The following is a 17278-nucleotide window of genomic DNA, read 5'->3' as shown; positions in this document are numbered from 1 at the left end:
TGCCTTGACGCATCGGTGCTCTGCAATTCCTTTTGTTGCACACACCGCCCGAGGCGGACAGAATGGCCGCAATCAACGGGCGGGAGCCTTGGGGCGGGGGATCGCCCGAAGGGGCCGTCGAACACGATAAAGTCTGGGAGGACGCATGGTTTCGGCCAAGCCGGGCAAGACCATTGCAGCAACGGCTCCGGCGGGTGGAGCCGGGGTGTGGGATGACGCCGCTTTCCGTTGGAACGAGGCCCTGGCCGAACTGGCGGGAGCCCCCGACGCTGCCCTGAACATCGGCGCGGTCTGCTCCGACCGGCTGGTCGGTCTGGGGCGCGGCGGGCAGACCGCCGTCCGCTGGCTGGGCCGCCGTCAGGACCGGCGCGACATCACCTATGGGCAACTGGCCGAGCAATCGGGGCGTATCGCCCGCGTTCTGGCCGATCTGGGCTTGCAACCGGGCGAGACCGTGGCCGTGCTGCTGGGCCGGGTCCCCGACCTGTACGGCGTGGCGCTGGGCATCTGGAAGGCGGGCGGCATCTATTGCCCGCTGTTCGCCGCCTTCGGTCCCGGCCCCATCAAGGCGCGGCTGGAACTGGGCAAGGCCCATGTTCTCATCACGTCCGACGAACTCTATGCCCGCAAGGTGGCGTCGTCGCGTGCCGCCCTGCCGCAATTGAGCCACGTGCTGCTGATCGGCGAGAACGGCGCGGCACCGTCCGTGTTGGAGGGCTGCGCCGACCTGCGCACCCTGATGGACAAGGCCCAGCCCATGGCGGCGGTGGCGACCACGCCCGACGCGCCGGCCTTCCTGCACTTCACCAGCGGCACCACCGGCACGCCCAAGGGCGTGCTGCACCCCCATCGGGCGGTGCTGGCCCATCTGATCACCGGGCGCAAGGTGTTCGGCCTGACCGAGGCCGACGTATTCTGGTGCACCGCCGATCCCGGCTGGGTGACCAGCACCTCCTACGGCATCATCGCGCCGCTGGTGTGCGGCGCTACCCTGATCGCCGACGAGGCCGAACTGGAGCCCCGGCGCTGGTACGGTATCCTGCACGACGAGAAGGTGACCGCCTGGTACACCACGCCCACCGCCATCCGCACCATGATGCGCTATGGCGCGGCACTGGCGCGGTCCTACCGCGAGAATTCGCTCCGCGTGGCGGCCAGCGTCGGCGAGCCCCTCAACGCCGAAGCGGTGATGTGGGGCCAGAAGGCGCTGGGCGTGCCCTTCCTGGACACCTGGTGGCAGACCGAGACCGGCGCCATCACCATCGCCAACGGCCCCGGCACCGACCGCCGGCCGGGCAGCATGGGGCGTCCCCTGCCGGGGGTCGAGGCGATGATCATGCGCTGCGAGGGCGGCACGCCCAAGGCGGTGGAGGATATCGACGCGGTGGGCGAACTGGCTATCCGCACCTGCTGGCCCTCCATGTTCTCGGGCGCCCTGGGCGAGGAGGCCCGCTATGGCGAGTGCTTCCGCGACGGTTGGTACTTCACCGGCGATCTGGTCAAGCGGGACAAGGATGGCTTCATCTGGTTCGTAGGCCGTGCCGACGACATGATCAAGTGCGGCGGCCTGCAGATCGGCCCCTTCGAGGTGGAAGGCTGCCTGATGGACCATCCGGCGGTGGCCGAGATCGGCGTGGTGGGCAAGCCCGACATGCTGGTGCGCGAGGTGCCGGTGGCCTTCGTCTCGCTCAATCCCGGCTTCGAGGCCGGCGATGCCCTGCGTGCCGAGTTGCTGTCCTATGCCCGCCAGGAACTGGGCGCCGGCATGGCGCCGCGCGAAATCCATTTCGTCGAGGAACTGCCCAAGACCAACTCGGGCAAGATCATGCGCCGGGTCTTGAAGGCCAAGGCCATGGGTGAGCCGGACGGCGGCGACATCCTGTCGACCCTGCCGCCTTGTCCGGGACGTTACGACGACGAGTGACGGCTCCGAGGCTGCCATCCTTCACTCCGCCCGGAACGACAACGGGCGGGACGAAATAAAAACGGGGCCGAAAGGCCCCGTTTCAGTTTCCGCGTCGCCTCTATAGCGTAATGCCCAAAATGTGCATCACGCTATAGGCCTTATCATTTTCCCTCGCCGGGCGGGCGCATCCGCGCCCTTGGCCGCGCCCTCAACGGGCGCTGGAGCGGCCCGCCTCATATTCGAGGCGCGTCGCCTCTAGCCCCGCTTGCCGCAGGGACAGCCGCCGGAACCGCCTGCGCATCCGCCCTTGCCCTCGTCGACCAGCTCGCGCACCGTGGAAACGCACTTGCCGCAGCGCGGCTTGGAGTCGAAGTGGCGGAACACCGCCTGCGGGCTGCCGGCCCCCTCGGTGACGGCGGCGCGGACCTGGCGGTCGGTGAAGCCGTGACAGAGACAAACATACATAGGGGTGCCTCCTGCGCTATTGCCGGGTGCTGGAGCAGATGGTGCCGGCATCGGCCGTGTCGCTCACCGATGCGATCCCTTCCAGGGTGCCGGCGCACAGGCCGAGCAGCAGGGTGAAGACCAGCAGGCGAACCGAAACCATCCGACGCTCCGTGGCGTGTTCCATGACCTGATGCAGATGATAATCACTCGCATCGCTGATGCCAATAGTTATTTCGGATGATACGCATTCGCAAATAGCGGGGCTTCGCCGCCGTGGGGGCGGCAGGGGGCACTATGGCCGGCGCGGACAATCTCCGATGCTGTCGTCGTCGGCCGTGCGGCGGGGAATGACGGCCCCCAGGGGCATCGGTCCCTGGCCGTCGCCCCAGTTCCAGGACTCGAGAACGATGGCCTTGGCGGAAATCCGTCCCCGTACCGTGTACGGGGGCCGCCCATCGGAAACCAGGGTGAACTCCAGGGCCGAGGACACGTCATCGGCGATCACCCGCGAGGCCTGGGCCGGCCCCATGAGCGGGCCTTCGGACCATTCGATGGAGAGGTCTTGTCCTTTGGCAGTGGGGGGGAGCCTGATGCGATACCCGCTGGCGTCGCCGCTGGCACTATCCCGGCATAGGGAGGAATAGACCCGCGTCTGCGGTGACGCCGCCGCCGCCACACTGCCGCCACTGGCCGCGATCATCGCCGTCAACAGGGTGATCTTGCCGAATTTGCCCACGCCAACTCTCCCTGGCGGTACTGTGATGACCTTCCCGCCATAGGTTATGACCGGATGGAGTGTATGGGCAATGCCCCGATGGGCCTGCCCGTACTGGCGGACGGGCATGGGCTCGTGTAGCTTCGCCGTTCCGATGGTGTGAAGGGTGACCGATGACCTTCGAACAGGGGCTGGCGTTCACCGTTCTGGGCGCCACCATCTTGATGTTCGCCCTGGACAAGCTGCGCTACGACCTGGTGGCGCTGCTGTCGCTGTCGGCTGGCCTTTTGGCCGGGCTGGTGCCGCCGGAAAAGGCCTTCCACGGCTTTTCCGATCCGGTGGTGGTGGTGGTGGCCGCCGCCCTGGTGGTCAGCGCCGGCATCGAGCGCTCGGGCATCATCGAGCACCTGATGAAGCCGCTGTCGGCGCTGAAATCCCCCGATGCCCTGATCTGTACCCTGGTGGCGCTGGTGATGGTGCTGTCGGCCTTCATGAAGAATATCGGGGCGCTGGCCATCTTCATCCCGCTGTCCATCCGGCTGGCGCGGGCCGGCGGCATTCCCGTCTCGCAGATTCTGATGCCGCTCAGCTTCGCCTCGCTGCTGGGCGGCGTGATGACCCTGATCGGCACCTCGCCCAATATCATCGTGTCCAGGGTGCGCATGGACCTGACCGGCGCGCCGTTCACCATGTTCGACTTCACTCCCGTCGGGCTGGGCATCTGTCTCGCCGGCATCGGTTTCCTGACCTTCGCCTGGCGGGTGCTGCCCCGTGACCGCCAGGGCAGTGGGACCGGGGCCGGGTTCCGCATCGAGGATTACCTGGCCGAGGTGCGCATCGAGGCCCATTCGCCGCTGATCGGCGCCACGGTGAGCGATCTCGAGCAGTTGTTCTCCGGCGGCGCGGTGACCGTGGCGGCGATCATCCGCGACCAGGGGCACCGCTATGTTCCCGGCGGGCATTGAGAGTTCTCCGAGAACGACGTTCTGGTGCTGGAAGGCGACCCCATGGCGCTGAAGCCGCTGCTGGATTCGGCGGGGCTGGTGCTGATGGGCGGCGGCGGTCTGGGCGGCGAGGACACCACGGTGATGGAAGCGGTGGTGATGCCCAACTCGGCGCTGGTCGGCAGTTCCGCCGTGCGCAGCGCCATGCGGCGACGCCACGGCATCGCCCTGCTGGCCATCAGCCGGGGCGGACGGCACATGATCGAGCGCCTGCGCCAGACCGAATTCATGGCCGGCGACGTGCTGGTGGTCGAGGGCAATGGCGAGACCTTGCCCGGCACCCTGGCCCAGTTGGGCTGCCTGCCCCTGGGACAGAAGGCCATGCCCTTCACCCGCAAATCAGCCTGGCTGCCGGTGGGCATCGCCTTCGCCGCCATGCTGTCGGTGGCTTTCGGGGTGCTGCAGGTGGCGCCGGCCTTCTTCATGGCGGCGGTGGCCATGGTGCTGCTGCGCTGCCTGCCGCTGCGCGACGCCTACGAGGCCATCCACTGGCCGATCATCATCCTGCTGGGCGCCCTGATCCCCATCAGCGACGCCATGAAGAGCACCGGCGCCTCGGACCTGCTGGCCGGCTGGCTGGCGCTGGCCGCCTCGCAGGTGCCGGTGCCCATGGCGCTCGGCGTGGTGCTGCTGGCCTCCATGCTGCTGGCGCCGTTTCTCCACCATGCGGCCACCGTGCTGCTGATGGGGCCGGTGGCGGCGGGCATGGCCGTCAAGCTGGGTCTGGCCGTCGATCCCTTCCTGATGGCGGTGGCCCTGGGGGCGGCCAGCGACTTCCTCACTCCCATCGGCCACCAGTGCAACACCCTGGTGATGGGTGTCGGCGGCTATCGCTTCGGCGATTACTGGCGGCTGGGATTGCCGCTCAGCGTCATCGTCGTGGTGTCCGGAACCCTGCTGATCCTGACCTTCTGGCCGATTTAGCCCCGAGCGATTTACATTGACTTCGCGGGTGCGAAGGCGCAGGGTCCGCCGGTCCGGACGATTCGCGTCCGGCTTGCTCGCGGGCAGCGCGCAACGGCTTGGTCCCCAGATGGATCGCCTTTTCGCCCCGAGCCTTCTTTCCCTTGCCCATAGCTTCCTGGCCGCGCGTCCGGGAGGAGCCCGACGGGAGCCGCATCATGCGTCGTCCGTCCTGCCGTCCGTCCCCGCCCCGTGTGGGCCCGAGGGATGACGGCTTGTTGATGAAAGAGACCTGATGACCGTTCTGTTTTCCGAACTCGGCCTGGCCGAGCCCCTGCTGAAGGCGCTCGAGGCCGAGGGCTACACCACCCCCACTCCCATTCAGGAACAGTCCATTCCCCACCTGCTGCAGGGCAGCGACGTGCTGGGTCTGGCCCAGACCGGCACCGGCAAGACGGCGTCCTTCGCCCTGCCGCTGCTGCAGCGCCTCGACCAGTTCAAGAAGCGCGCCATGCCCAAGAGCTGCCGTATCCTGGTGCTGACCCCCACCCGCGAACTGGCGGTGCAGGTCGGCCAGAGCTTCAAGACCTACGGCTGCCATTACCGGCTGCGCCACGCCCTGGTGTTCGGCGGCGTCGGCATGGTGCCGCAGATCAAGACCATGTCGGGCGGCGTCGACGTTCTGGTCGCCACTCCCGGCCGTCTGCTCGACCTGATCGACCAGGGCGCCATCCGCCTGGACTCGGTCGAGGCGCTGGTCCTGGACGAGGCCGACCGCATGCTCGACATGGGCTTCATCCAGCCCATCCGCAAGATCGTCGCCATGGTGCCCAAGCAGCGCCAGACCGTGCTGTTCTCGGCGACCATGCCCGATTCCATCGTCGGCCTGGCCAATTCCGTGCTGCACACCCCCGTCCGTGTCGAGGTGACCCCCGTCTCCTCCACCGTGGACAAGATCGACCAGAAGGTGCTGTTCGTCGACCGCGAGCACAAGCGTACCCTGCTGACCGACATCCTGGCCGGTGACGACGTCAAGCGCGCCCTGGTCTTCACCCGCACCAAGCACGGCGCCAACCGCGTCGTCGAGCTGCTGGAGAAGGCCGGCATCACCGCCGACGCCATCCACGGCAACAAGAGCCAGGGCGCCCGTCAGAAGGCCCTGGCCGATTTCCGCGACGGCCGCATCAAGGCGCTGGTCGCCACCGATATCGCGGCGCGCGGCATCGACGTGGACGGCATCACCCACGTCATCAATTTCGAGCTGCCCAACGAGCCGGAAAGCTATGTCCACCGCATCGGCCGCACGGCGCGCGCCGGCGCCTCGGGCATCGCGCTCTCCCTGTGCGACGGCGACGAAGTGGCCTATCTGCGCGACATCGAGAAGACCATCCGCCAGGCGGTGCCGGTGGATTACGAGCACGCCTACCATGCCCCGCACATCGCCACCCGCGGCCTGCCCGGCGGGCCGCGCGCCACCAAGCCGCCCCAGCCCCATCGTGGCGGCGGCGGTGGCAAGAGCGGCCATCCGCAGCAGAGCCGCGGCGGCAATCCCCACGGCGAGCACGGCTCCCACGCGGCCAAGGGCCGCGATGGCGCCAAGCACACCCATGCCGGCAAGCCCGCTTCGGGCCGTCCGGCCGGTGGCAAGCCGGCGGGCAAGCCGGGTGCCGCCCGTTCCCAGGGTGGTTTCAAGGGCATGCCCGGCGGCAGCCGCAATGCCGCGCGGGGATAGGCTCCCTCGCGCCTTGGAATGACGTCATGCCCGGCCTTGTGCCGGGCATGTTCGTTTCAGGGGCTTGCCAGCGCCATGCGGGCGAGGCGGGGGGCGTTGACGCTGACCGGCAACTCTCCGCCCGTGATCTCGGCCAGGGTGAACCATCCGGCGGCCTCGGCGTCGTCGGCGGCCACCGGCTCCCCCTCGGCGCACAGACAACGCACCACGTTCAGGACGTAGTGATAGCGGATGCGGCCTTGCGGGTCGGGGCTGATGACCTCGAACACGTCGATCACGCCCCTGGCCTCGGCGGCCAGTCCCGTCTCTTCCGCCAGTTCGCGCAGGGCGGCGGCGGCCACCGTTTCCCCCACTTCCACCAGCCCGCCGGGAAAGCCCCACTTGCCGCGATCGGGCTCCTTGGCCCGCTTGACCATGAGCAGCCGGCCGCCGCGCTCGACCAGGGCCAGCACGCCGGGCAGGGGGTGAATGGGGTATTCTCGCGACATGAATTCCCTCGGCTTGTCGCTCCGGACAATAGAGCCTGCGGAGGTCCATGTCACTTCCGGACGGCTTGCCGGATGCATGGGGTGGCCCTACAATGGAATTTGTTTTGATCTAGGCCGTAAACTCATAAACAGGCTTCCCCTTCGTCGCGCGTCGTGATTCAACGATTCCCTCTGGCACGGAGGGCATTGATGGCACGGCGGCGGTACGAGTTGACGGATCACGAATGGTCGATCATCGAGCCCTTGCTTCCGAACAAGCCTCGCGGCGTGCCTCGGGTTGATGACCGTCGGGTCCTGAACGGTATCCTGTGGCGGTTCCGCACGGGCTCGCCTTGGGCGGAAGTTCCCGAGCGCTACGGCCCATCGACCACCTGCTACAACCGGTTCGTCCGCTGGCGCAAGGCGGGCGTCTGGGACCGGCTTCTGGAGGAAATCTCCAAGGCTTACGATGGCGACATCATCATGATCGACTCGACCTGTGTCCGCGTTCACCAACACGGGGCCACGGGAAAAAAGGGGCTCTCGACGATGGCAGCATGGGACGNTCCCNTGGGGGGNCTCACCANNNAAAWCSWCCCATGCTGCGCTCGTCGATGCGGAAGGCCGTCCCGTCACCCTGCGCCTGACCGCCGGGCAGGTCCACGACAGCGTCGAGGCCGAAGCCTTGCTCGATGGAGCCTTGGGCGACGGCTCAACCCTGCTGGCCGACAAGGGCTATGACAGCAACGCCATTCGGGCCTTGGCCGAGAAGAACAAGACCTGGGCCAACATCCCGGTCAGGTCCAACCGCAAGGGCACCTTCGCCTTTTCCGCCTGGGTCTATCGCCAGCGCAATCTGGTCGAACGCTTCTTCAACAAGATCAAACACTTCCGGGGGATCGCCACCCGCTATGACAAAGACCCACGGAATTTCCTCGCCGCCGTAAAGCTCGTCGCCCTGCGCATTTGGTGCGCCGCGTAATGAGTCTACGGCCTAGCTCCGTGATGAGCCAAAACCTGTCGTTGCTTATGAACCAGGAATGCCCAAAGAGACCACGCGATGTAGATGTAATTTTTTATATCCGCAGGCTTATCGTTATAAAATCCAAGAAATTTCTCAATCAAAAGAGTCTCGATATTGAGCATGTCTGCCCCAAGCGCAGCTGCCACGGCATGCCTGGAACTTGTCAGTCCCTTTCGCAAGGTTTGTTTCAGTACCGTTTTGAATGTGTCAGACAGGGAAAGCTTGTGAATGTCGAGGATGGAATCGCTATCGATCAGAACGTCAGCCTCATGAGGAAATACTTCCCGAATTAGAGCTTCAGTTTCTGGGTCGAGCTGGCTGTTCTCCGCAATTACCGCCAGTTTCTCGAAAAGCCGAATTATCAGAAGACCATGCTTGCGCATCGCCTCTTCTTCAGGCGGTAGGCCGTCAATCGCTTCTTTGACGCGCTGTACCATAGCTTTCTGTTCATGGGGTTCGCGGGTGGCGATCTTGTCCACGGCTCTCGCGATCATGGAGTTGAAGCTGAAGCGCAAACCGGGAAGCATTTCCCGCAGTGCAGCATCGACGCCCTTCCCCTCCCCACTGAGGTAATTTGTGACATCGGCCAGCAAGGTGTTGGCGAGCGGAAATTCAATTCCAACAGAGCGATCAACTCCGGCCCCAGTGATAAGCAGCCTGCTGGTCATTTCCCTCTCCTTGTTGTGGGTTAAAATATGCCCAATTTATGAGGGTAATCAATTGGTGTTATGCAGTCATTAACGTTGGTGCGTGTTTCGACTCTTGGTTAGAGGGTAAGGCTTGGCCTTCTGCCGGCCTGGAGCCCAAGATGGCAGGCAGGACAAAAGCCGATCATTCCTGAAGCCGTACCCCTATGACCGGTGCGACGGCTTTCAATTTCAAACCGGAATACTCGGTTTTGAACCCCGCAATAATCGGCGGGGAATCGTGATGGGGATTGAGATTTTCCAGGACCGCGAGATCGCCGCTGAAACGCAGACGCTTGAAATAGGTTTCCTCGCCTGATGGGCCATCGAGGACGGCAACCACGGCCTTCCCTTCCGTCGAGCTAATGCCGGATAGGGTCGTTTCATGTTTGCCGCAAAAGATGGTTTGGCCGTCCAAGGCCAGGGGATTGGCGCTGTCGCCTTGGACAACCCATGCACCGATATCACCAGTCAAAGGAGCCAGCTCACTCTCGGCGGCAAGGGGAATGACATCATCGACAGCTCCCGACATCCCGACCGGTGGAATTTGGCAAGATGCCACCGCGACAATCTTCCTGACCACGCAATGGGCTCGGGGAAGAATAATCGGTGGGGCTGGGGATGCGACGCTGGAATTGATCGGAGCGAGAACCAATCGCCCAGAATTCTTTGAATCGAGGTGAACTCGTCCGACCCTAAGCCGTTTTCCGGCGGCGACGACAACGAGATCGCCATCCCTGGGATCGCCGAATTGCGGGTAGATCACCAAGTCCCCCGACTTTGCTATCGGGCGCAAATGATCGACCGTGAGCCTGGCCACGCCATGGTTCGGAAAATTCAGAGGCTTTGCGTTGCCTTCGGCCTGAACAGTCGCGATGCGTCCGTCTGTGGCGGCAGCCAAGGCGATGGTGAAGGTGCAGCAGACGCTGAACCCCGCCTGCAAGGATGCCGAGAATCCGTTTGTTAAGAACCGCTATGCCTCGCTCAACTCGGTGATCGAGGCGTGCCGCGAGGCTTTGACCGCGCAATCGGTCTGGGTGGCCCAATATCCGGTGGCGGCGGAGGCCGGGCATCTGGGGCTGGTCACCAAGCTGGTGCATGGGGGATCAGGCCAATGGCAATCGTCGCTGATGGTGATGCCGTTGCCCAAGAACGACCCGCAGGGCTACGGCTCGGCACTGACCTATGCGCGGCGTTATGGCCTGTCCACCCTGGTGGGCATGGTCAGCGAGGCCGATGACGACGCCGAGGCGGCCACGCCCCGGCAGGGTAAGCCTAACCGGCGCAATTCACCATCCGCCCAATCCGAGCCCGCCGATCCGTTGGCCGGGCTGCCCCGGTTGGATGGGGTGGAGTACCAGACCATCGCCGCCTCCAACGGCAGAACCTGTGACCTGCCTTGGAAGTTTCATCCGGCCGTAAGTAGAGCCTTGGGCGAAGTTACGCCGTGTGGCGCGGTCTGAGCAATGGGGCCGGGCTCGGAGCCCCGGAGGGGCGGAGAGGCCGGCCCCATTGCTTTGAGTTTGGCAGCGTGGGCCGCCGGTGTCTGGTAGCCCAGGGCCGAGTGCGGCCTGGTCGTGTTGTAGTCGGCGACCCAGGTGGCGATGACGGCGCGGGCCTGGGCCATGCTGGTGAACACCGTTTCGTTGAGCAGTTCGTCGCGCATGCGGCCGTTGAAGCTCTCGACGAATCCGTTCTGCATGGGCCTGCCGGGGGCGATGTAGTGCCATTGCATGCAGTGGTCCTGCGCCCATTTCAGCACGGCGTTGCTGGTCAACTCGGTGCCGTTGTCGGACACGATCATCTCCGGCATGCCGCCCCCGGCAGGCCCATGCAGAACGGATTCGTCGAGAGCTTCAACGGCCGCATGCGCGACGAACTGCTCAACGAAACGGTGTTCACCAGCATGGCCCAGGCCCGCGCCGTCATCGCCACCTGGGTCGCCGACTACAACACGACCAGGCCGCACTCGGCCCTGGGCTACCAGACACCGGCGGCCCACGCTGCCAAACTCAAAGCAATGGGGCCGGCCTCTCCGCCCCTCCGGGGCTCCGAGCCCGGCCCCATTGCTCAGACCGCGCCACACGGCGTAACTTCGCCCAAGGCTCTACTTACGGCCGGATGAAACTTCCAAGGCAGGTCAGCGGCAGCGGCCAGGGATCTCGATCTGCACGAGAGCATGTTGCGCAAATGGGTCCTGGCGGCCGAGATCGCCCATTGCCACCACGAGCGGTTTGACGGCAAGGGCTATCCGAGAGGATTGCGGGGCGAGGAAATTCCCTTGCCCGGACGCATCGTCGCCCTCGCCGATGTGTTCGACGCGCTGACCAGCGACCGTCCCTATAAGACCGCCTGGAGCCTGGACCGTGCCTGCCATCACATCCAGAACCAGCGAGGCCTGCATTTTGATGAAGCCTGTGTCGATGCCTTCTTCAGCACCATCAATGCCGTGGAAGCCATCATGCGCACCCATTCGGAGTGCGAACGTCCGATCGCCTCAGCCATATGAGAAGCGGCCCAATCTATGGACCGGCTCCAACCGGCCGCCCGACTTGCCCTTCGCCGGGAATTGGTCGATATTCGGCGCTTGGCTTAAGGATCGCCGAGTTGAACAGCGCCCCCCTCACCGATGCCGCCGCCCTGATCGCCGCCGGCCGGTTCGATGCGGCGCTGAAGCTGCTGATGCCGCTGCCGGAGGGGACACCGGGTCTCGACGCCCTGCTGGGAGCGGCCAGACTGGGACGCAAGGACGCCAAGGCGGCCATTCTCCATCTCGGCCGCGCCCTCGACGGCGCTCCCGGCGACGGCCGCCTCATACTGCTGCTGGGCAGGGCCCATCTGCTGGCCAACGACCCCGGCGCGGCCATTGCCCTGTTCGAGCGACTGCCCGCCATGCCCGAGCGGGACGAAGCGCTGGCCGGGGCCTATCGCCGCGATGCCCGTTTCGACGACTGCGTCCGCGTGGTCGAGGCCGCCCAAGCCCCCTCCGACCAGATGCTCTACGAGCGGGCCATGAGCCTGAACGGAATGGGCCATGCCGAACGCGCCCTGGCCGCCTGGGACGAGTTGATCGCCCGCGCCCCGCAATTGGCCGCCGCCTGGTACGGCAGCCACGGTCCGGCGCTGGACCTGCTGGGAACCCTCGAGGCTCTGCGCCGGCTGGAGCGCGCCGCCGCCTGCCCCAAGGCCAACGGGCGCTATCTCGCCATGGCCGCCGCCCACGACGTGCTGGCCGGGCGCCCGGCCCGCTCCTTCGGGGCCAGACATGCCCATGTGGTGGATTCCGCCGCCGCCCTGGTTCCCCATCTGGGCGAGGGCTGGCGGCTGTTCGGCATGAGCGCCGCGCTGCTGGCCTGGGCCTTGGATCAGGCGCGGGAGCCCGGACTGGTGCTGGAGTTCGGAGTGCGGCGCGGCGCCTCGCTGGCGGTGCTGGCCGCCCATGCCGGGCAGGAGGTGCACGGCTTTGATTCCTTCGAGGGCTTGCCCGAAGGCTGGGGCGCCACCCATGCCGGCGTGCTGACCACCGGCGGCATCCCGCCCCAGGTGGGAGACAATGCCCGGCTGCATCCCGGCTGGTTCGAGGACACCCTGCCCGCCTTTCTCGCCGCCCATCCCGGCCCGGTGCGCTTCGCCAATATCGACAGCGACATCTATTCCTCGGCCCGCACGGTGCTGGAGGGGCTGGCCGGCCGCATCCGGCCCGGCACGGTGCTGGTCTTCGACGAGTTCATCGGCAACCGCACCTGGCGCGACGACGAGTACCGGGCCTTCGCCGAATTCACCGCCGCCCACGGAACCATCTATCGGGTGATCGCCGTCAACCCGGCCACCAAGCAGGTGGCCATCCGGATCATCTGATCGGGTTCGGATTTCCGAAACCCGTTCCCTCGCCCTCGCCTTTGCCACGAGGTGGCGTTATCGTCGAGGCGGACCGGGGACGAACCCCGGCCGGACTGACAGGGACGGTGGCTCCATGACGCTTTTCGGCATTCCCCTCGAATTCGTGCTGTTCGCGGCGACACTGCTGGGCGTGGCGCTGCTGCACGACCACACGCTTTATGTCGGGCTGGCCGGGCTGGGAAGCATCTCGCTCTATAAGATCGCCGTCACCGGCTTCAAGACCGGGCCGGGTCTGGCCGGGTTCGCCGGCCATCTCGGCCATGAATGGGTGACCATCGCCAACCTGTTCTGCCTGCTGATGGGCTTCGCCCTGCTGTCGCGCCATTTCGAGAAGAGCCACGTCCCCGTCCTGCTGCCCAAATACCTGCCCGACGATTGGAAGGGCGGCTTCGTCATGCTGGTCATGGTGTTCGTGCTGTCCAGCTTCCTCGACAACATCGCCGCCGCCCTGATCGGCGGCGCCATGGCCCACCAGTTGTTCCGCGCCAAGGTGCATATCGGCTTCCTGGCCGCCATCGTCGCCGCCTCCAATGCCGGCGGTTCGGGCTCGGTGGTGGGCGATACCACCACCACCATGCTGTGGATCGCCGGCGTCTCGCCGGTTCAGGTGTTCGAGGCCTACGCGGCGGCCGGCGTCGCCCTGCTGGTCACCGGGGTCGTCGCCGCCAAGCAGCAGCACGCCCACTCCCCCATCCTCAAGACCAGCCACGCCCACACCCGCGCCGACTGGCTGCGGGTGGGCATCGTGGCACTGATCCTGATCTCGGCCATGGTCACCAATGTGGTGGTCAACACCCGCTTCACCCATCTGGCCGATGCCTTCCCCTTCCTCGGCGTGGCGGTTTGGGTGGCTCTGCTGGTCACCGTCAAGATCCGCCGTCCCGATTGGGAGATCATGCCGGAAACCGCCAAGGGTTCGGTGTTCCTGCTGTCGCTGGTACTATGCGCCTCCATGATGCCGGTGGAGCAATTGCCCGCCGCCTCGGCCATGACGACGCTGCAACTGGGCTTCGTCTCGGCGGTGTTCGACAACATTCCGCTGACCGCGCTGGCCATCAAGCAGGGCGGCTACGACTGGGGTTACCTGGCCTATGCCGTGGGCTTCGGCGGCTCGATGATCTGGTTCGGCTCGTCGGCGGGCGTGGCGCTGTCCAACATGTACCCGGAAGCCAAGTCGGTGGTGAACTGGCTGAAGCACGGCTGGCACGTGGTGCTGGCCTATGTGGTGGGCTTCGCCGTCATGTCCCTGCTGATCACCTGGCATCCCGACCTTCCGCTGTAATCCATGGCCACCCCCTCCTTACGCATCGGCATCGACCTGGGCGGCACCAAGACCGAGGCCATCGTCCTGAATCCGGCCGGGCTGGAGCTGGCGCGCGAGCGGATAGCGACGGCCAAGGGCAGCTACGAGGGCACCATCGCCGCCATCAGGGGGCTGGTCGAGGGGCTGGAATCCCGGCTGGGCGCCACGGCAAGCGTGGGGATCGGCATTCCCGGCACCGTCAGCCCCCGTACCGGCCTGGTCAAGAACGCCAATTCCACCTGGCTGATCGGCAAGCCGCTGGACCGCGACCTGGAGGCGGCCCTGGGCCGCCCGGTGCGTCTGGCCAACGATGCCGACTGCTTTGCCCTGTCCGAGGCCACCGACGGCGCCGGCGCCGGCTTCGCCACCGTGTTCGGGGTCATCCTGGGCACCGGGGTGGGCGGCGGTATCGTCGCCCATGGCCGCCTGCTGGCCGGCCCCAATTCCATCGCCGGGGAATGGGGCCACAATCCCCTGCCCTGGCCCGAGGATGGGGAACGTCCCGGCCCGGTCTGCTATTGCGGCCGCTCGGGCTGCATCGAGACCTTCCTGTCGGGGCCGGGGCTGGCCCGCGATCATGGCGAGGGACTGACCGCCGAGCAGGTGGCCGCCGCCACGTCTTCCTCGGCCGAGACCGCCCTGGCCCGCTACGAGCACCGTCTGGCCCGCGCCCTGGCCGGCGTCATCAATATCATCGATCCCCACGTCGTCGTTCTGGGCGGCGGCCTGTCCAAACTGGAGCGCCTTTACCGAAATATTCCCGCCCTGTGGGATCGCTTCGTCTTCTCCGATCACGTGGATACCCTGCTGAAACCGCCACTGCACGGCGATTCATCCGGAGTGCGGGGGGCCGCATGGCTGTGGCCGGGTCAGTATAAGACCTGATTAAACCCCACATTATTTGCAGTGCAACATGCGAGTTTTTCCAGATCAAAGAAAACAACTCCATGACTTCTCACATATATCAATCCGCTGTTTTCCACACCAGTTGACCAAGATCAAGTGTTGTCGGGCTATTATTTCGCATCCTGATGAGCGATTAGTCGGAACTCGTCGGAATGGACATGAACGCACAGCAGCGGGTAAACAGCGGCTCGGATGGACACAGTCTGCGGCCAGAGGACTTGGCGGCGGTTGCTCGCCTACCCCTGTTCTGCGATCTCACGCCGGCCGCCCTGGCCGAGATCACCGTCGAGGCGTCGGTGGTCAAGTATGCCCGCAATGACGTCATCTTCCGCCAAGGCGACGCCCCCAACGCGCTGCGCGTCGTGCTGGACGGTCAGGTGGGCCTGACCGGCACCATCGCCGACGGCGGCGAGACCATGGTGGAGATTCTCAAGTCGGGCGAGATGTTCATCCCGGCGGCGGTGCTGACCGAAAAGCCGTTCCTGATGAGCGCCGTGGCGTTACAGCCGTCGCGCATCCTGGCCCTGCCGGGCGAGCGGTTCCGCCGCGATGTGCGGGACAGGCCCGATCTGGCCTATGTCATGCTGACCTCGCTGTCCCGGCATTTCCGCACCCTGGTGCGCGAGGTCAAGGACCTGAAGCTGAAGTCGGCGGCGCAACGCCTGGCGCTCTATCTGGTCGGCCTGACCGCCAAGCGCGAGGGTTCGACCATCGTGCGCCTGCCCCACAGCAAGAGCGTCATCGCCGCCCGGGTCGGCGTGCGGCCGGAGACCCTGTCGCGCGCCTTCTCCCACCTCAAGGGCCATGGCGTGGTGGTGGACGGCAACGCCGTGTCCATCGCCGACATTCCCGCCCTGCGGGCCTATTGCCATGAGGGTGAAGAACCGATCTGACGGCCCGTCGCCGGGCCGCCCAGGGGTGAAAGAAGATGATCTGACGGCCCGTCACCGGGCCGCCTGGATAAGCGGATGATCTGACGGCCCGTAGCCGGGCCGCCTGGATAAGGAAATGATCTGACGGCCCGTAGCCGGGCCGTCGGGGCCGAGGGGGATTGGCGCGATACCGCCCCCTCGGCCGACGTCACCCTATTTCGAGGGAACGATGCCGCAGGCTACCCGCCCGCCGCCACCGCCCAGGGGCTTGGGCTGGTCGGAGTAATTGTCCGCCCCCGCATGGATGATGACGGCGCGGCCCTTGAGGTCGGCCACCTTCAGATTGGGCGCCACCACCGCATCGGTGGCAGTTCCGTCGCCGTTGACCGCCAGGGCCGGCAGATCGCCCAGATGCCCATGTCCCCACGGCCCCTCGTGCCTGGCCATCTTGGCCGGATCGTAATGGCCGCCGGCCGCCAGGCCGGGCACCATCTTGCCGTCCTGCTCCTTGGGCAGGCAGCTGGGATTCTCGTGGATGTGGAAACCGTGCGGACCGGGCGTCAGCCCCGACAGTTTGGGCTTCACCATCATGCCGCCCTTGCCGTCCTTGACCGTGACGGTTCCGATACCGGCTCCGACGCCGCTGGCATCGATGGCATTGACCGGAATGACCAGTTCGGCGGCAAGCGCCTGACCGGTGGCCAAAGCCAGCCCCAGGGCCGCGAAAAGCAGTGTCCGTCCCATGTTACCTCCCGCTATGGAAAAGCGGTTCCGCCAAGGCGCGGCGGCCCCTTCCATAGCAAGGTGATGAGCCGTTCCGGGATTATCAACCGGGCCTCCGGCATACGCCCCGCGAAATAATCCCTACAAATGTGACATTTTGCACGCAAGCCGGTTTCCATACGGCTAAACCCGTAATATAGTTTCCACCTCACCCCGGTCGGCGGGAGAAGGGGAGTCGGTCTTGACCCTGCGCAGCGCACCCGAAGCTTTTGAAATCCTGTTGGTCGAAGATAACCCGGGTGATGCCCGGCTGGCCCAGGAGGCCTTGAAGGAAGGCCGCATGACCAGCCGCCTGAAGGTGGTGGTCGACGGGGTGGAGGCCATGTCGTTCCTGCGCCGCGAAGGCCAGTACACCGGCTCGCCCAGGCCCAATCTGATCCTTCTCGACCTCAACCTGCCCCGCAAGGACGGACGTCAGGTGCTGGCCGAGCTGAAGGCGGACGAGGATCTGCGCCGCATTCCCGTGGTGGTGCTGACCACCTCGCAGGCGGAGCAGGACATCCTGCGCAGCTACGACCTGCACGCCAATTGCTACATCACCAAGCCGGTGGACCTGGACCGCTTCATCTCGGTCGTCAGATCCATAGAGGAATACTGGTGTTCGGTGGTCACACTGCCGCCTCGCTGAGC

At 65.8% G+C, this 17278-nt stretch carries 18 protein-coding genes and 3 pseudogenes; 13 read left to right on the top strand and 8 right to left on the bottom strand.

Annotated features, from left to right (window positions below):
• Nucleotides 1–145 precede the first annotated feature (145 nt).
• Nucleotides 146–1924, top strand: coding sequence for an AMP-binding protein (locus CP958_RS05140; RefSeq protein ID WP_242442754.1), 1779 nt, complete (start codon nt 146–148; stop codon nt 1922–1924).
• A gap of 237 nt (nt 1925–2161) precedes the next feature.
• On the opposite strand, the gene CP958_RS05135 is transcribed toward CP958_RS05140, so the two are convergent.
• From CP958_RS05135 to CP958_RS05130, 3 genes are all read right to left on the bottom strand, one after another.
• Nucleotides 2162–2371, bottom strand: a complete 210-nt coding sequence (locus CP958_RS05135) for a (2Fe-2S)-binding protein (protein WP_096700918.1) — start codon at nt 2369–2371, stop codon at nt 2162–2164.
• A gap of 16 nt (nt 2372–2387) precedes the next feature.
• Nucleotides 2388–2513 carry a hypothetical protein gene (locus CP958_RS27320; protein ID WP_277948865.1) on the bottom strand — a complete coding sequence of 42 codons (126 nt, stop codon included), beginning with the start codon at nt 2511–2513 and terminating at the stop codon, nt 2388–2390.
• Nucleotides 2514–2645: 132 nt separating this feature from the next.
• Nucleotides 2646–3089: a hypothetical protein gene (locus tag CP958_RS05130; RefSeq protein WP_141400422.1), complete on the bottom strand. Its 444-nt coding sequence runs from the start codon at nt 3087–3089 to the stop codon at nt 2646–2648.
• A gap of 152 nt (nt 3090–3241) precedes the next feature.
• Here CP958_RS05130 and CP958_RS26865 point away from each other — a divergent pair, with 152 nt between their 5' ends.
• The 3 genes from CP958_RS26865 to CP958_RS05120 all read left to right on the top strand — a co-directional run bounded on the left by CP958_RS26865 (nt 3242) and on the right by CP958_RS05120 (nt 6707).
• The gene (locus tag CP958_RS26865; RefSeq protein WP_242442753.1) at nt 3242–4033 is read left to right on the top strand and encodes an SLC13 family permease; all 792 of its coding nucleotides are present in this window, start codon (nt 3242–3244) and stop codon (nt 4031–4033) included.
• A gap of 24 nt (nt 4034–4057) precedes the next feature.
• A complete protein-coding gene (locus tag CP958_RS26860) occupies nt 4058–4996 on the top strand; it encodes an SLC13 family permease (protein WP_242442752.1) in 939 nt (312 codons plus the stop codon).
• Between the two features lie 274 nt (nt 4997–5270).
• Nucleotides 5271–6707 (top strand): DEAD/DEAH box helicase, encoded by a 1437-nt coding sequence (locus CP958_RS05120; protein WP_096700916.1) that lies wholly within the window; start codon nt 5271–5273, stop codon nt 6705–6707.
• A 56-nt stretch (nt 6708–6763) separates the two neighbouring features.
• Here CP958_RS05120 and CP958_RS05115 read toward each other — a convergent pair whose 3' ends face one another.
• Nucleotides 6764–7195 (bottom strand): NUDIX hydrolase, encoded by a 432-nt coding sequence (locus tag CP958_RS05115; RefSeq protein ID WP_096700915.1) that lies wholly within the window; start codon nt 7193–7195, stop codon nt 6764–6766.
• Nucleotides 7196–7384: 189 nt separating this feature from the next.
• Here CP958_RS05115 and CP958_RS05110 point away from each other — a divergent pair.
• Nucleotides 7385–8156 (top strand): annotated as a pseudogene (locus CP958_RS05110) (IS5 family transposase).
• A gap of 5 nt (nt 8157–8161) precedes the next feature.
• Here CP958_RS05110 and CP958_RS05105 read toward each other — a convergent pair.
• On the bottom strand, nt 8162–8866 hold the full coding sequence (locus CP958_RS05105) for a hypothetical protein (protein WP_096700914.1): 705 nt from the start codon (nt 8864–8866) through the stop codon (nt 8162–8164).
• Nucleotides 8867–9029: 163 nt separating this feature from the next.
• Nucleotides 9030–9827: a hypothetical protein gene (locus CP958_RS25765; protein WP_170958839.1), complete on the bottom strand. Its 798-nt coding sequence runs from the start codon at nt 9825–9827 to the stop codon at nt 9030–9032.
• On the opposite strand from CP958_RS25765, the gene CP958_RS05095 reads away from it, so the two are divergent.
• Nucleotides 9799–10347 (top strand): ERF family protein, encoded by a 549-nt coding sequence (locus CP958_RS05095; RefSeq protein ID WP_242442751.1) that lies wholly within the window; start codon nt 9799–9801, stop codon nt 10345–10347. The genes CP958_RS25765 and CP958_RS05095 overlap by 29 nt on opposite strands.
• On the opposite strand, the pseudogene CP958_RS05090 reads toward CP958_RS05095, so the two are convergent.
• A pseudogene (locus tag CP958_RS05090) lies at nt 10293–10688 on the bottom strand (integrase core domain-containing protein); the annotation flags it as partial. The gene CP958_RS05095 and the pseudogene CP958_RS05090 overlap by 55 nt on opposite strands.
• A 6-nt stretch (nt 10689–10694) precedes the next feature.
• On the opposite strand from CP958_RS05090, the pseudogene CP958_RS26855 reads away from it, so the two are divergent.
• From CP958_RS26855 to CP958_RS05060, 6 genes and pseudogenes are all read left to right on the top strand, one after another.
• Nucleotides 10695–11009: pseudogene (locus tag CP958_RS26855) on the top strand (transposase); the annotation flags it as partial.
• A gap of 54 nt (nt 11010–11063) precedes the next feature.
• Nucleotides 11064–11393: an HD domain-containing phosphohydrolase gene (locus CP958_RS05080; RefSeq protein ID WP_096700911.1), complete on the top strand. Its 330-nt coding sequence runs from the start codon at nt 11064–11066 to the stop codon at nt 11391–11393.
• 98 nt (nt 11394–11491) lie between these two features.
• The gene (locus CP958_RS05075; RefSeq protein WP_242442750.1) at nt 11492–12742 is read left to right on the top strand and encodes a class I SAM-dependent methyltransferase; all 1251 of its coding nucleotides are present in this window, start codon (nt 11492–11494) and stop codon (nt 12740–12742) included.
• A 115-nt stretch (nt 12743–12857) separates the two neighbouring features.
• The gene (locus CP958_RS05070) at nt 12858–14066 is read left to right on the top strand and encodes a citrate transporter (RefSeq protein ID WP_096700910.1); all 1209 of its coding nucleotides are present in this window, start codon (nt 12858–12860) and stop codon (nt 14064–14066) included.
• A gap of 3 nt (nt 14067–14069) precedes the next feature.
• The gene (locus CP958_RS05065) at nt 14070–14972 is read left to right on the top strand and encodes an ROK family protein (RefSeq protein ID WP_096700909.1); all 903 of its coding nucleotides are present in this window, start codon (nt 14070–14072) and stop codon (nt 14970–14972) included.
• Nucleotides 14973–15151: 179 nt separating this feature from the next.
• Nucleotides 15152–15886, top strand: a complete 735-nt coding sequence (locus tag CP958_RS05060) for a cyclic nucleotide-binding domain-containing protein (protein WP_242442749.1) — start codon at nt 15152–15154, stop codon at nt 15884–15886.
• Nucleotides 15887–16078: 192 nt separating this feature from the next.
• Here the strand turns inward: CP958_RS05060 and sodC are convergent, their stop codons facing one another.
• Nucleotides 16079–16609, bottom strand: coding sequence for a superoxide dismutase family protein (sodC, locus tag CP958_RS05055; protein ID WP_096700907.1), 531 nt, complete (start codon nt 16607–16609; stop codon nt 16079–16081).
• A 220-nt stretch (nt 16610–16829) separates the two neighbouring features.
• Here sodC and CP958_RS05050 point away from each other — a divergent pair, with 220 nt between their 5' ends.
• Entirely contained in the window at nt 16830–17276 is a 447-nt protein-coding gene (locus CP958_RS05050) for a response regulator (RefSeq protein WP_096700906.1), read from the top strand.
• Nucleotides 17277–17278: the final 2 nt, after the last annotated feature.

The sequence above is a fragment of the Magnetospirillum sp. 15-1 genome (genome assembly GCF_900184795.1).
Classification (GTDB): Bacteria; Pseudomonadota; Alphaproteobacteria; order Rhodospirillales; family Magnetospirillaceae; genus Phaeospirillum.
This window is presented reverse-complemented; position numbering and strand designations above follow the sequence as displayed.